The following is a 14,727-nucleotide window of genomic DNA, read 5'->3' as shown; positions in this document are numbered from 1 at the left end:
TCCATTGCGAGGGATAGGTATGCACACGTCAGTACACTGGGATGTCATTATTATCGGTGCCGGCCCCATAGGGCTGGCCGCCGCGTGGAATTATGCGCGTGAACATCAGGATCATAAAATTTTGGTGCTGGAGCAATATGCGCTATTTACGCAATTAGCGGGTACCAGCGGGGAGGAACGCCATTGGCGTTTGCAATATTCGGAATTGGAAATCTTCCGCCTTACCCTGGAAGCCGACAAATTATGGCGGCAATTGGAACAACAGGCGGACAGAAAACTGATCCACCGCATTGGCAGCCTGTGGTTCGGCGATGCGGATGTCTGGACCAATGAGGGGCAGATCCGTCAAACCATGCTGTCGATGGATGAGATGAGGTTGCCTTATGAACGTCTGACGATGCGCGAAATCGAACGGCGCTACGGTTTTACCGGGCTGGACAGTAACTATGAAGGGTTCTTGCAGCAAGACGGCGGGGTAATCGACGTTAAAGGTACCCTGACGTCGCTTTACTCTCTGGCTAGCGAGGCCGGCGTAGAATTCCAGTTCCAGCAATGCGTGAAGGCCGTGGAGCCGGATGCGCGGGGGGCAACGGTACTGACGGCGCAGCATCGCTATCGCGCCCGTAAGGTGTTGGTCGCTGGCGGGCCGGGCAGTAAGAAGCTGCTGCGCCAACTGGATATCGATCTTGCGCTTTCCACCTATGAGATGGCCTGCATTAGCATGCTGCGCAGTCAGCGTCTGGGGGCCAACGATCCTTTCTGGTTTGCTTTCCAACCGCCGGTGGAGAGCGACAGTAACCTGTTTTACGGTTTCCCGCCCAATCCGTGGTCAGTCAATGGGTTTGACCGACTTGGGACCGATTTTGAAGTGGATCCGATCACCGAAGCCAATGCGCCGAGCTATCGGGCCAACCCGCAGCACGTTGAGCGAGCGCTCGAGTTTGCCCGGCGGCATATGCCGTTCCTCGAGCCGGACAAACAACATTCCGCCACGAGCTGCTTGGCGGTGTTGCCCACCGATCCGGCGCGTCAATTCTATCTAGACAGCGTCAAGGGCCGCTGCCACGGCGGCGAGCATCTGGTGGTTTCGGCAGGCGGATGGGCATTCAAATTTACCCCTCTGATGGGGCAAATTTGCGCCGATCTGCTGGCGGAACGAGAACCGCGTTGGGACATCAGCGCATTGCGCTTCTAATCGGAGAACCTCTATGCAGCAGGTGAACAGCAATGAACGGGATATCGCCTTGGTGGGCATGGCCTGCCGCTTCCCGGGCGCTGAGGACGCGGAAAGCTGGTGGCATAACTTGATCAACGGCGTCGAATCGCTGGTTCGCGTCGACAACGAGCAAGTTGACTCGGCCGACGGGGGCTATATTCCCGTCGCCGCACCGGTGGCCGGCGACATATCCCGCTTCGACGCGGGATTCTTCGGCCTGAGTGCGCGCGAAGCGCTGCTGATGGATCCCCAGCAACGGCTCTTTTTAGAGTGCGCCTGGCACGCTCTGGAAAACGCCGGGGTAACGCCGGGTGAGCTTGACGATACGGGCTTGTTTGCCGGCTGTAGCAGTTCCGATTATTTGCGTCAGGCACAGGGCTCTGCGTTGCTCGACAAACTCAACCCTTCGCCCTTCGAACGGCAAATCGCGAGCGACAAAGATTACCTCACCAGCCGTGTGGCCTGGCACCTGGGCATCGGGGGGCCGGTGTGTAATGTACAGGCCGCTTGTGCCACTTCGCTGGTGGCGGTTTACGAAGCGGTTCAAGCGTTGCGCAGTGGCCGTTGCAATATGGCTATGGCCGGCGCTTGTACCCTCAGGCTCCCGCAACATGAAGGATATTTCGCGCAGCAAGGCATGGTGTTTTCCACCGATGGGCACTGTCGACCGTTTTCTGCAGATGCCAGCGGCACGGTGTTCGGCAGCGGCGTCGGCATTGTCGTGCTGAAACGGCTGTCTGACGCACAGGCGGCCGGCGACGACATCATTGCGGTGATCAAAGGCGTAGCGATGAACAATGACGGCGCGCGCAAAGTCAGTTTTACCACCACCAGTTTGCACGGCCAGCAACGCCTGCTGCGCCAAGCTATGGACGATGCCCGCCTGGCACCGGAAGATTTTCGTGCCATCGAAGCGCACGGCACGGGAACGTTGGCCGGGGATCCCATCGAATTTGAGGCGCTGAACGGCGTTTTCCGCGAGCGGACGACGCACAGGGCTTTCTGCGCTATCGGTGCAGTCAAGGCCAACGTCGGGCACCTGGAAACCTGCGCCGGCATGGCGGGACTGATCAAGGCCGCGCTGCAAATCAAACACGGTTGGCTCACGCCGCAGATCAACTTTGGCTCGCCGAATCCGGAAATGGCATTGGCGGAAAGCCCGTTTGAGTTTCTGTGCTCCGCTCAACGTTGGGATCGTGACGATCCACGCAACGCCATCGGCGTTAGCGCCTTCGGCATCGGCGGAACCAATGCGCATGTCGTGCTGGCAAGGCCGCCGAAAACGCCTCAAATGCGGGCGGCGATAGCGCCGTTGGCGACTGTCGTGCCGATCAGCGCGCAATCGGAGCAGGCCTGGCATCGCTTGGTCAAACGTTACCAACAGAGGCCATGCGGCGAGAACGACGAACGCCTGGCCTGGAGCGCACAAAGTGGAAGAAAGTCGCTGCGTTATCGCGGCACTCTGCATATAGGCGAGCAGGGCGTGTTGAGCATGAAAGAAAGCATGGTGGATACGGGAAAAGGGCGTTTGTCGGTAGTTTTCCAATTTCCCGGCCAGGGAAGCCAGTTTATCGGTATGGCCAGCGAACTGATGACGCAGGATGCGATATTCAAAACGCTGATGAATGACAAGCTGCAGATATTGCAAACACAGGCTGCACTGGATCTCTCCCCGTTGTTTACCGGCCAGGCGGCCCCCGAAACAATTAACAACACGGCCTTGACGCAGCCGGCCCTGATCGCCGTCGAGATCGCCGTGGCCGAACTGTTGAAACATTACGGCGTCGAGCCGGATTGGGTCGTGGGGCACAGTTTGGGTGAGATTGCCGCCGCCTGGGCTGCCGGTGTGTTCTCGGCGCAAGACGCGTTGGTGTTCGCCGCCCGGCGTGGGCATCTGATGGCCGGGCTGCAGCCTGGTGCGATGCTGGCGGTAGAACTGAGCGCTCAGCAAGCCCAACCCTGGCTTGGCGATCGGCTGTCTCTGGCGGCGGACAACAGTGAGAACGGCTGCGTGCTTTCAGGCCCGGCGGAGGCGATTCGCGCCTGCGAAGGACAGATGCGGGACAGGGGAGTACGTTGCAAGGCGCTGAGCGTTTCGCATGCGTTCCACTCGGCGTTGATGGATCCCATTCTTGATGAGCTGGCCAGCATTGCGCCGCCGCCGCGTGAATCGACGTCGAGGGTCCGCTACGTCTCCGCATTGCTGGCGACCGAAGTCGCGCCCGCGGCGCTCGATGCCCGCTATTGGTCGCGCCATGCCCGTGAACCGGTGGATTATAACCGCGCCTTGCAACACCTACCGCGGCGCGGAAAAACGCTTTTCATAGAGGTAGGGCCGGGATCGACACTCACTGCGCTGGTCGCGCAGCTAAAATCCGCCGGCACCATAACGGCGGTGCGCACCTTGCCGCGCCGCGACGAAGCACAGAGCGAAACCGCCGTGTGGATCCAGGCGCTGCAAAAAATCTGGCGTGCCAGCGTCAACGTTAACTGGCGCCGCCTGTGGCAACAGCCTCCTTCCCGCATTGCATTGCCAATGTATCCCTTCGATCCGGCGCAATGGTGGTTGGGCGAGCGAGATATGCAGGGGCCGGAAGCCGGACGAACATCGACGACAGCGGATAAACCCGATCCGCAGATGGCGCGCATCTGGCGCATTTGGGGCGACGTGACCGGCGTGAACCCTGATTCCAACCACTGCGACTTTTTTGACGCCGGCGGGCAATCGCTGATGGCATTGCGGCTGATGGCCTTGTTGGAACAAGAGTTTGGCCGGTCGGTAGGCATGGCCGATTTCCTTAAGCGGCCAACGCCGTGGGGCATAAAACAACAGTTAGACCAGGCTGGAGCATTCGAGCAAGAATCCCATTAAAACAGGATGGCAAATTATGTCAGTTAACAATGAATTGCTGAATACGCACAACCAATATCAGGTAGAAACGATCGTAATCGATGACGACACGTCATTCACTCTGGCTTACTCGTCGCAGATCAAGCTGCTGCCGGCCAATGGCGGGATCCGTTGGCGCAACTATACGTCCCGCCAGCAGCAGGAAGAAGAGGCGATCATGCTGGCGCAGCGCATGTCGCTGAAGCATGGATTGTACAATACCGGTTTCAGCGGTGGCAAAATCGTGGTGAACAGCAAGCGTTCTCCCCAAGAACAACCGGCGGTGCTTGAAGCGATCGGCGACCTGCTCAATCGCTATGGCGGCACCATGTTTACCGGATGCGATATCAATACTGGCAATCGAGAGATGGACTATTTGCGGCAGTTTACGCCATGGATCCTGAATGCCATGGACAGCCCGCAAGTCGACACGTCGGTGGCGACGGGCTACGGCGTCTGGAGCTCGATGAAAAAGGTGTTGACGCTGCGGCTCAATCATTTGCCGCGGGCCCGCATTGCTATTCACGGCATGGGTAAAGTCGGGGCGGAAGTGGCGAAACAAAGCCTGCTGTTCGGTTGCGAAGTGACGGCGTATGACATCAATCCTGCGGCGCAGTTCCCACCTGGGGTCCGCCGCGTCAGTGAAGACGAACTCTGGGCGCAACCCAGCGAGGTGCTGTGCATCGCATCCTTGTCCAACATATTAAATGCGCAGAACGTTGAACAACTGAATACGCGTTGGGTGATTAGCAGCGCCAATTCGCCGTTCAGTACGCCGCAGGCAGAACAGCGGCTGCTGGCGCGCGGCATCCATTATCTGCCGGACTATGTCAGTAATGCCGGCGCGGTGATCTGCGACAGCATCGAAATGGCGTTCACCGACCGGTATAACCAAATGAATCAGGAACAGGTCAATGCCTATGTGCATTCCGTGATTGGCGCCAAGACCGAGGAGTTGCTGCAGCGTGCTCAACTGCTCAATTGCGATGTCGGGCAATTGTTGCAACCGATCAAATCCGCCGCCATGGTGGCGTAACAATGGGCCGGGAAGCCTGCGCTTCCCGGCCTTGGCTGTTTAACGAGTATAAATTCATGATCATCGTAAAAGACGCTTTGCGGAGCAAAGTGGAAACCGAGTCACAGGGGCACCGCACCGTGCTGTATACCGCAAGTGGTCAACCCAGTTATATGCATGCGATCTCTCGCTTTACGCTGCAAGAGGTCACATCAGGGTTAGGAGAGGCGGTTCATCCTGCCTTTATCGTCAACGGCCAGCTTAAAGACGCTTTTTTTTATGGCTGCTATCCGGGAACTCTGGTCGATGGAGAACTGGTCAGCCAACCCGATACGGCTCCGGCGAGCCGGCACGATCTGGCCACATTTCGTCGGGCGGTGGCGCGCAACGGCGCCGGATGGCATATTGGCACCAACGCGGAATGGGCCGCGCTGATGTTCTGGTGCCGCCATCAAGGATGGCCGGAGTTGGGCAATACCGAGAGCGGCCGGTCGCATCACTATCGCCGTCAGTATGGTAAACGATGCGACGGCGGTGCCGTGGGCGATGAACAGGGCGATCCGACAACCTTTACCGCATCCGGCCCGGGAGCCTGGTATCACGACGGTACGCCGTACGGCATCGGCGATCTGTGCGGTAATTTGTGGGAATGGCAGCACGGGCTGAAATTGGTCGCGGGGGAAATTCTGCTCTTGCCGGATAATGACGCCGCGATGCCAATGACCGACGATGAAGACGAACGCTGGCGCGCGGTCGACCTGGCGACGGGGGCATGGGTGTCGCCCGGCAGTGGAGGGACGGCTAAATTCGATGCAGTCTCACCCATTCATACAGGCAATGCCGGTGCGCCGCTTATTACCGACTCTATTCAGCATTTTAACGGCGACCCGCAGGATAACGGATATCCGCCTGGCTTGATGGACGATGCGTTCGATCGTATTCGCATGGCAAGCGGGGCACCGTTACCGGATGTGTTGAAAATTCTTGGCATTGTTCCTCATCACCGGTGTGAGGACGGCGATCAGGTTTACCTGCGTAATTACGGTGAACGCATTCTGATGCGCGGCGGCGCCTGGTATTCCGGCGCCGCCGCCGGGCTGAGAACGCTGTGCCTAAGCCATGGTGCGGGGCACGCCAGTGCTACGGTCGGCGCCCGGCCGGTATGGTGTTTATAAGCTGTTGGCAATGCACGGGTCTGCGCAGCGGCCGTGGCCGCCGCGCCTGACTTTACTGGCTGATGCTCTGCTGCAGCGCCTGAACGGAAGAAACGATCCCGGCATCGGCCGACATGGTCAGGTCTTCCATTTCCAGCGACACCCAGTCGTTGTAGCCCATCATGCGTACCACCGAGAAGAATTCCTTCCACCACTGCAGATCCCGCCCGCAGCCGACGGCGACGTAGTTCCAGGCGCGGCTGGCCACGTCGTCGATCGGTTTGGTTTCCAGCAGCCCGTTAACCTCAACGACGCCGCGCTCAAGGCGCACGTCTTTGCCGTGTACATGGTGAATGGCGGGGCCGAGGGCGCGGGCCACCGCGATGGGATCCGCGCCCATCCAAATCAAGTGGCTGGGATCGAGGTTCAGGCCCACCATCGGGCCAACGGCCTCGCGCAGCCGGAACAGCGTTTCCGGGTTCCACACCAGCATGGCGCTGAAGTTTTCCAGCGCAAAGCGCTCGACGCCGCCCGCTTTGGCCCGGGTGACCAGCGCCTGCCAATAGGGGATCGCCACTTCATTCCATTGATAGTCCAAACAGTTTTTCACCGTCGGCGGCCAGCTGACGGTATAGGTGATCCAGTTGGGGATGGTGTCATGCGGGCTGGCCGGGGGCAGACCGCTCATCATAACGATCTTTTTCACCCCCAGCAGGCCGGCCAGCTCCAGCGTATTGTCGGTTTGGCGCTGATGGCGTTGCCCCAGTTCGCCGGGATCGAGCGGATTGCCGGAGACATTGAGCGCGGCGATCTCCATGCCGCGGCTGGCCAGCGCCAGCTGCAACTGCCGGCGTTTGGCGGGGTTGGCCAGCAGATCGTCGGTATCCAGATGGGGCGCCGGAGACCAGCCGCCGGTGGTCATTTCCACGCCGCACATCCCCAGCTCCAGCAGCCGATCCAGCATCTGCTCGAAGGGTAAATGACCCAGGCTGTCGGTACAGAATGAAAGTTTCATGGTGCTTTCCTTATTGGTAATTAACCCAGGTGGCGCCGTTGTCGGCGGAACGAACGCAGTTTTCAATCCAGCGCACGCCTTCCAATCCGGCGTCGATATCCGGATAGATCAGCGCGGCCAGCGTCTGCCGATCGCCGCGCTGGCTGGCGCTGATGGCGATGGCGAACTTGAGGTAGATATTGGCCCAGGATTCGGCCAGCCCTTCGGTATGCAGCGCGCCGAGCCGCTCTTCGGCCAGGGCGCTGTCGTCCAGATAGGGCATGCCGTGGTGCAGAAGCTGGTTGGGCCGCCCCTGGATCTCATAGCGCAATTCGCCGGGGGTGGCGTCGCTCCACTGCAGGCTGGCGAGCGAGCCCACCACGCGGATGCTTTGGCTGTCCATCGCGCCCGCATTGACGGCGGAGGCCCACATACGGCCGACGGCGCCGTTTTCGTAATGCATCAGCACCATGGCGTTGTCTTCCAACGGGGCGCGGGAAGGAATAAAGCTCTGGCGATCGCACAGCAGGGAGGCAATCTTCATATCGGGCATCACCAACTGCGAGATGTAGAAGGTATGGGTGGAGATGTCGCCCAGCACAAAAGAGGGGCCGGCGATTTTCGGATCGACGCGCCACTTTTGCGCCTCGAACGTGTCCGCGCTTTCGTTGGCATTGAAACCGTGGGTGTATTGCAATTCGACCATGCGTATTTCGCCGATGTCGCCGTTCGCGATCATGGCGCGCATCTGCATCAGCAGCGGATGGCCGGAGAAGCCGTAGGTTACGCCGACGATCAGACCTTTCTGCTCAGCCAGCGCCTTGATTTCTCTCGCCTCCGCCGTGGTGAAGAACAGCGGCTTTTCGCAGATGACATGCAGGCCGGCATTCAGCGCGGCGCGCGTGATTGCATGGTGGGTGCCGTTGGGGGGGGCGATGGTCACCACCTCAACGCCATCTTCGCGGTTGGCTTCTTGCGCCAGCAGCTGTTGATAGTTGTCATAGCAGCGTTCGGCGGGCAAGCCGAGGTTGACGCCAAACTCACGTCCGCGCGCCGCGTCGATATCAAAAGCGCCGGCAACCAGCCGATAGGCGGTGTTGTCGCGCAGTGCGCCGGAGCGGTGCTTGTAGCCCACCTGGCTGAGGCGGCCGCCGCCGATCATCGCCCAACGCAGCGGGCGAGGGATGCTTCTTTCACCATTTAACATGCTGACTCCTGATACTGTGGCTTTGCACTCGGGTGCAAAATGGGTTGAAAAAGAGAGTGGCAACGGTTTATTTCTGGTTCATCTGTGCAAATTGCGGGTAGTTTTCTCGCGTCACGGTGGCATAAGGCACCCAGTTGTAAGGCTCGGTTTTAGCGTGATCCAACATTGCTCGGGTCACCTGCACCGCGCCGATCGCCTGGGCTTTGGCATCCTGGAAAATGGTCACCGCCAGGTCGCCGTTCTTGATAAATTGCAGGCCGTCGGGCGTGCCATCGATACCGGCAACCAGCACGTCGCTCTTTTTGGCCTGTTTCAGCGCCATGATCGCGCCGATGGCCATCTCATCGTTGTTGGCGGCGATCGCATCGATCGGCGTGCCGTTCAACAACCAGCCGGAAACCACGTCGACCGCTTCGTTGCGTTGCCATTTCGCAGTCTGTTTCTCTACCACTTTCAGGTCTTTGTGTGTGGCGATCACCGCTTCCACCGCGCGGGTGCGTTCGCGGGTTTCTTCGTTGGAGAGGGCGCCCATCAGGATCGCCACGTTGCCGCGGTAATTCATTTTTTTCGCCAGCGCCTCCATCTGCAGGCGGCCGCTGAGCGCCGAGTCGGAGCCGACGTAGGCCGTCGCGTCGCTAAGCGGCACTTCGGGTTTGCGGTTGACGAAGATCAGGGGGATCGCGGCGCGTTGGGCGGCCGTCATCATCGGCTGGACGCCTTGTGTATCAACCGGGTTGAGAATAATGGCATCCACGCCCTGATTAATCAGATCGTCCACCTGCTGCACCTGCAGGGCAACATCGCCTTTGGCGTCGACGAACTGGCCTTGCAGCTGCTGCGCAGCCAGTTCACGCGCCATTTGGCTGCGCAGGATGGAGACGAAGTTGAGATCGAAGTTGGCCAGCGCCACGCCGACCTGGTAGCTCTTGGCCTGGGCGGTCACGACAAATAGCGAGCAGGCTAACATCAACAGCAGTCTGGTTTTTTTCATTACGGTATCCTGTTGAGAAGAGAGGTGTTGTGTAAAAACAGCGTCATTGCAACCGGGTGCAAAACAGGAGGCAAAACGGCGATGAGTCTCTGAATGCCACCGTGAATGTCGGCTATGGATAAAATTCGGTCAACTGGGGAAAGGTGAAAACAGCGTGGACGATCACAAACTCTTTACTTTTTGCACCCGGTTGCACAACAAATTGCAATCGGGTGCAAAAACGGGACATAATTGCAGCAGGAATGCCGACGGGCGCTTAGGGGATCTGAGCGAGCAGGGTATAGTTTGACTTCACCGAAGCCGGGATCGACGCAACCATGATAAAACACCACAAAGCCACCGCCAGCGACGTCGCCGAAAAGGCCGGCGTCTCTAAATGGACGGTATCGCGCGCCTTTACGCCCGGCGCGTCGATCTCGGACAGCGCGCGTGAAAGCGTACTGGCGGCGGCGGCCGAGCTGGGCTATCGGCCAAACCTGCTGGCGCGCAGCCTGTCGCAAAAACGCACGCACATCATCGGCGTGGCCATCGACGAAATGAAGAACCCGCATTCGATGATGATGCTCGATATGGTCACCAAACAGCTGCAAACCCGCGGCTATATGGCACTGCTGCTGAACATCACCGCGGGGGAAAACTACCGGGCGGTGATGGCGATGGCCGATCAGCTGCAGGTCGATGGCATTTTGTTCCTGGCGACGGTGTTAACCCAAGAGTGGGCGGCGATCGCGCAAGATCTGCATCAGATCCCGCTGGTGCAGGTGTGCCGCAATACGGAAAGCGAACACATTGATGTGGTCAATATCGACGGCTACCGCGCCGGCGAAGAGATCGCTGAATTGCTGATAGAACAAGGGCATCGGCGCTTTGGCTACATGAAGGGGCCAGACACGCAAAGCAGCCATTTGCTGCGCATGGAAGGCTACCGCGACAAACTGATGGCTGCCGGCTTTCAGTTGGAACGGGTGCTCACCGCCGGCCACTACGATCGCCAACGCGGTTTCCAGCTGATGAGCGAATACCTGCAGGCAACGCCGGAAAGCGAGCGGGTTGAGGCGCTGTTCTGCGAGAACGACGTGTTGGCGCTGGGGGCGCTCGAAGCGCTCAGACAAACGGCGCCGTCGTCCGCGATGGCCGTGGTAGGTTTCGACGATATCGACGAAGCCGGCTCAGCCAATTGGGCCCTGACCAGCTACAGCCAACGCATCGACCGGCTGGTCGAGGAGGCCTTGAATCGCCTGATCGACAATCGCACCACGGCAGACGGCGCCTGGCGGCACGGAGAGTTGCGGGTTCGGCGGTCGCATTTGGCTGGGAAACCGGCGTAAGGATTTCTTTTTTTGTGACAATGTCACTATTGAGGCTTGATGAGAACACATCGAGATAAAAAGAAAAAACTCTATAGAAGAGAAAGTGTTACATCCAGAGGCCCCATAGCCAGCGGTGGCAAATACCGCTGGGAACGGCATAGCAAACAGGCGGACGATGAGCAGTTGCCGCTGCGTGAAAGCATGCATGGGCGGATACAACATGGCATGGATTACACGCCGCTATTTCAATTTTTGCTCAGTAAAGTGGGCCAACCCTGGAGTGAAGTGCACAGCGAAGCGGTTAGTCGGTTGGACAGAGAAGCACCTATTTTTTACCTGGTGGCACTGCATCGTAAAAACTGGCAGAGCTATGTCTGCTGTGGTGAGTCGAGCTATTACAGCGGGCTATGCATAGATGAGGACGGGATACTGCAGAAAGTGAACCCGGCATTCACCGCAGAAGATGTGCCGGTGAGATGCCGCTGTTGTACCTATACGTTCAACGGGGAACTGGTGCCCGTCACGGAAAAGAACTGGCAAAAACCCTATGAGAAGGAATCCTGGGAATAGTCAGGTTTCACGAGTGTCATTCAGATGTAGATTGACTGCCGAAGTTTGCCAGATTTCACGTAGCGCGATCAAAAAGGAGGGCATTTTGACCCATTTTGCAGAGTGGCTTCGCCAAGTCCAGGCGCTTGAGGTTGAACTGCACCAACCCGCGACACGCTGCGATCCGAAGCGTGTCGCTGCATTGCTGCATGAAGACTTCGAAGAGATTGGCCGCTCAGGTCTGCGTTATGACAAATATCAAACCGTTGCGGCGCTGGAGATGGAAACGGATTATCCGCAGATTTTCGCCAAAGGTTTTAAGCTGGCGCAAATCAGTGAAGGCGTCGTGTTGCTGACATATAAAAGTTTTCAGCGTGACGCGCAGGGCCACGCCGTTCGCTGCACCGAACGCTCATCGATTTGGCTTCTGACAGCCAAGGCGGGTTGGCAGATGCGCTTTCATCAAGGCACGCCGGCAGAGGATTGAGCAGAGTTTAAAAAGCTGCTCGAAAGGAGTCATTTAACTCACGCTATAAGTTTTTCTATAGGCTACTAAAAATTATCATCATTTGTTAACCATAAAAAATAAAATAAAATCATGAGGAAAAATAAAGCCCTGCATAAATTAAATCTTATATTTATGCTGAAATGATTTCATTATATAAACATTGATTATAAAAGGTTTGCTATGAATTTGCGATTTAAAATATTTGTCACATTGGTTTTAAGTATGCCTATTGTACCCTCTGCTTTTGCTTTGACTTTACAAGATCAAGTTAAACAGTACGAAAAAGAGGGCTGGAAGGTAGGATTATCAATTCTATCTTCAGATGATAAAACGATTTCTATAAATGGAAACCAACGTTTTCCTTTAGATAGCACAGTTAAATCAATTGCTTGTGCCAATGTTCTGGCAAAGGTTGATGCAAAGAAGCTTTCATTAAATCATTCTATGGTAGTGACTGAAAAAAACATTGTTACCTATTCACCCGTTGCTAAAGATTATATGAACAAGCCATTTACGCTTGAGCAAGCTTGCAAAGCTGCCAATGAATACAGTGATAATACAGCAGCTAATTTTGCTATTTTTTCAGGTGGGGGACCGGAAGCTCTGACCGCATTTATGAGATCTATAGGAGATATGGTTACTCGCTCTGACCGATATGAGCCAGAATTGACTGTCAATCCCGTGGATGATTTGCGAGATACAACGACTCCTGATGCGATGAGCAAGAGTATCAAGAAAATTTTGACCGGCAAAGTTCTCAGTGATTCATCAAAAGCGCAATTGAAAGAATGGATGGTCAATAACAAAGTCGCTGATAATATGCTTAGAGCGTCTCTTCCTAAAGGATGGAAAATCGCCGATAGGTCAGGTGCAAGTGATTATGGTGTCAGAGGGATAACGTCGATGGTCTGGTCAAGTAATCATGATCCTGTATTCATCAGTATCTATGTGAGAAAAGCGGATACCTCTTTGGATGAACGCTCAGCGGTGATTCGTACTTTAGGTTCGCATATATTTGACGAATACCTTAGCCACTAAAGAATAGTAGTAAGAGGTTAGGGGTTCTATGGAAGAGCCCCGATAAGCAGCAGAGAGTTACGTACTTAGGAAATCTCCACGCTATGGCGGTTAGCATTTATCATGTTTCATTTAACATAATATACATTATGCGCACCTAGATAGTGATATGTGGATTCTGTCGTCCAGGCTTGACCCATGGGCTTTCTCCTGCGGCCAGCCATGCCGACGCCGGCTGCTCATGCCATTGAACAAATTCGTTTTTCAACCGGCCATAAACCGCCGGGTTTTACAGACGGTCTTCTGCTGCCTGGTGTTTGTGTTGCTCAGCAATACCATGATGCTCGCGCAGAAAATCTCTGAACGCCAACTTGTCTGATCGCCTGTTCACTCGCCGCAGCAACGCCTGCCGGTAATGCCATTCTCGCCACGCGGCGTATATCTCATGTCATGAATCCTATGATTCAAACCATCCAACGCCATCAGACTTTCAACCTGCAGCAAGATCTCAATCGCAGGTTCGGCTGCCAGCTCCCGCCAGCTGTGTACTGACGATATGATGAATTGCCGTTAACACGCCAGCCAGTATGCGCTCTGCCATTTCCCGCTTCAGTAATGATGACCGGACATGATTTTCTAAGGCGCATGCCTGCCGATATTGGCCAGAAATCCCCTGCTTTTTTGATCGCGCTACGTGAAATCTGATAAAACGTGGCGGCTACGATACTGCAGATTTCTCCCAAACGCGTCACTTAACGGGCACTTTTTGTATGCTAAATGCGCATTAGCATGCGTTTGCATCGCTTTCGGCGCCCACCACGGCGTTGGCTATACTGAATGGGAACATTCTTCCACGCTCCAGGAGCCTCCCCATGTTTGACCATGTGAAATTTGGCGTCAGTGACTTTGCCCTTAGCAAAGCGTTTTTCCTCAATGCGCTAGCGCCGCTGGGCGTAAAGATCGTTGCCGAAGGCGAGCCCGGCTATGGCGTCGAACTTTGTCCCGATCGGGGTAACGTGTCATTGTGCCTGTTTCAAACCGATGAAAAGCCGGCACACCTGCACCTGGCATTTGCCGCAAGCAGCCGTGAACAGGTCGATGCGTTCTACCACACCGCGCTAAATGCCGGCGGCATAGACAATGGCGCACCCGGTTTACGGCCCAATTACCATGCCCACTACTATGCGGCATTTGTGATCGCCCCGGATGGCCACAATAAAGCGGTTTGCCATAACCCGATGAGCTAGTGATTTTTCCAGTTAAAACAGCATATTAACCATGAGGTAACGCATTTGATTTAACATAATGTAATTGTGACGCCGTCACCTAACGTTACCCCGTCACGTCAATCCACTCTGCTCCGGTGATACTGGCCAGGCGCTGTGGCGCAATTCTCACGCCTGAGTTATCGCTGCCACCTGCCGGAAGCACTTCACCGTAGCTGCACAGGCTGCGATCGCAGTAAATTCTTACCGCTGCCGGTGCGGCAAAGGGGCAAACGCCGCCGGGTGGATAGCCGGTCAGCGCCTCCACCTCCTCCGGCGGCAGCATACGCGCCTTTACGCCGAAGAATTGTTTGTACTTCTTGTTATCGATTCTGGCGGTTCCCGCCATCACCAACAGCACCACGCCGTCGTTCACGCGAAACGACAGCGTCTTGGCTATCTGCCCGCTCTCCACGCCAAAGGCTTCCGCCGCCAACGCCACCGTGGCGGTATTCTTTGCCAGCACCGTCACCGCCGTTTCCGGTGCGTACTCGGCCAGAAATCGCTGAACGCGCTCTATACTCATGCCCTTTCTCCCGATGTTGCTAAGCCATTGATAATGCCGCAGTGAGGGTTCAGGTTTTAACATCGCATGCTAAAAATGAGAATCA

General features: G+C 56.4%; 14 protein-coding genes. 10 read left to right on the top strand and 4 right to left on the bottom strand.

Translation table 11 applies throughout. The annotated features are described in order from the left end of the window. The first annotated feature begins 19 nt into the window (after nucleotides 1-19). Genes ACUTSC_RS02600 through ACUTSC_RS02585 form a run of 4 tightly spaced genes read left to right on the top strand, consistent with a single transcriptional unit; the run spans nucleotide 20 to nucleotide 6,296 of the window. Entirely contained in the window at nucleotides 20-1,195 is a 1,176-nt protein-coding gene (locus ACUTSC_RS02600; RefSeq protein WP_445653060.1) for an NAD(P)/FAD-dependent oxidoreductase, read from the top strand. A 13-nt stretch (nucleotides 1,196-1,208) separates the two neighbouring features. Continuing rightward, nucleotides 1,209-4,088, top strand: a complete 2,880-nt coding sequence (locus ACUTSC_RS02595) for a type I polyketide synthase (RefSeq protein ID WP_197767228.1) — start codon at nucleotides 1,209-1,211, stop codon at nucleotides 4,086-4,088. Between the two features lie 16 nt (nucleotides 4,089-4,104). Beyond that, nucleotides 4,105-5,142, top strand: coding sequence for a Glu/Leu/Phe/Val dehydrogenase (locus ACUTSC_RS02590; RefSeq protein ID WP_197767229.1), 1,038 nt, complete (start codon nucleotides 4,105-4,107; stop codon nucleotides 5,140-5,142). A gap of 56 nt (nucleotides 5,143-5,198) precedes the next feature. Next, nucleotides 5,199-6,296: a hypothetical protein gene (locus ACUTSC_RS02585; protein WP_197767230.1), complete on the top strand. Its 1,098-nt coding sequence runs from the start codon at nucleotides 5,199-5,201 to the stop codon at nucleotides 6,294-6,296. Between the two features lie 52 nt (nucleotides 6,297-6,348). Here the strand turns inward: ACUTSC_RS02585 and ACUTSC_RS02580 are convergent, their stop codons facing one another. From ACUTSC_RS02580 to ACUTSC_RS02570, 3 genes are all read right to left on the bottom strand, one after another. After that, a complete protein-coding gene (locus tag ACUTSC_RS02580; RefSeq protein WP_197767231.1) occupies nucleotides 6,349-7,290 on the bottom strand; it encodes a TIM barrel protein in 942 nt (313 codons plus the stop codon). Between the two features lie 10 nt (nucleotides 7,291-7,300). Beyond that, nucleotides 7,301-8,476: a Gfo/Idh/MocA family protein gene (locus ACUTSC_RS02575; RefSeq protein WP_445653059.1), complete on the bottom strand. Its 1,176-nt coding sequence runs from the start codon at nucleotides 8,474-8,476 to the stop codon at nucleotides 7,301-7,303. A 67-nt stretch (nucleotides 8,477-8,543) separates the two neighbouring features. Beyond that, nucleotides 8,544-9,467 carry a substrate-binding domain-containing protein gene (locus ACUTSC_RS02570; RefSeq protein ID WP_197767233.1) on the bottom strand — a complete coding sequence of 308 codons (924 nt, stop codon included), beginning with the start codon at nucleotides 9,465-9,467 and terminating at the stop codon, nucleotides 8,544-8,546. A 317-nt stretch (nucleotides 9,468-9,784) separates the two neighbouring features. On the opposite strand from ACUTSC_RS02570, the gene ACUTSC_RS02565 reads away from it, so the two are divergent. The 6 genes from ACUTSC_RS02565 (at nucleotide 9,785) to ACUTSC_RS02540 (ending at nucleotide 14,098) form a co-directional block, all read left to right on the top strand. After that, a complete protein-coding gene (locus ACUTSC_RS02565) occupies nucleotides 9,785-10,795 on the top strand; it encodes a substrate-binding domain-containing protein (protein WP_197767234.1) in 1,011 nt (336 codons plus the stop codon). A 39-nt stretch (nucleotides 10,796-10,834) separates the two neighbouring features. After that, nucleotides 10,835-11,347 (top strand): hypothetical protein, encoded by a 513-nt coding sequence (locus ACUTSC_RS02560; protein WP_197767235.1) that lies wholly within the window; start codon nucleotides 10,835-10,837, stop codon nucleotides 11,345-11,347. Between the two features lie 85 nt (nucleotides 11,348-11,432). Next, nucleotides 11,433-11,813, top strand: coding sequence for a DUF4440 domain-containing protein (locus ACUTSC_RS02555; protein ID WP_197767236.1), 381 nt, complete (start codon nucleotides 11,433-11,435; stop codon nucleotides 11,811-11,813). A 201-nt stretch (nucleotides 11,814-12,014) separates the two neighbouring features. Then, a complete protein-coding gene (gene bla / locus ACUTSC_RS02550; protein ID WP_197767237.1) occupies nucleotides 12,015-12,872 on the top strand; it encodes a class A beta-lactamase in 858 nt (285 codons plus the stop codon). Nucleotides 12,873-13,049: 177 nt separating this feature from the next. After that, on the top strand, nucleotides 13,050-13,214 hold the full coding sequence (locus ACUTSC_RS02545; RefSeq protein ID WP_197767238.1) for a hypothetical protein: 165 nt from the start codon (nucleotides 13,050-13,052) through the stop codon (nucleotides 13,212-13,214). Between the two features lie 509 nt (nucleotides 13,215-13,723). Beyond that, on the top strand, nucleotides 13,724-14,098 hold the full coding sequence (locus ACUTSC_RS02540) for a VOC family protein (protein WP_197767239.1): 375 nt from the start codon (nucleotides 13,724-13,726) through the stop codon (nucleotides 14,096-14,098). An 85-nt stretch (nucleotides 14,099-14,183) separates the two neighbouring features. Here ACUTSC_RS02540 and ACUTSC_RS02535 read toward each other — a convergent pair whose 3' ends face one another. Beyond that, nucleotides 14,184-14,642 (bottom strand): YbaK/EbsC family protein, encoded by a 459-nt coding sequence (locus ACUTSC_RS02535; protein WP_197767240.1) that lies wholly within the window; start codon nucleotides 14,640-14,642, stop codon nucleotides 14,184-14,186. Between the last annotated feature and the right edge of the window lie 85 nt (nucleotides 14,643-14,727).

The sequence above is a fragment of the Serratia sp. TSA_105.2 genome (assembly GCF_052692115.1).
The sequence above is the reverse complement of the archived record's forward strand: the minus strand, read 5'-3'. Positions and strand labels throughout refer to the sequence as shown.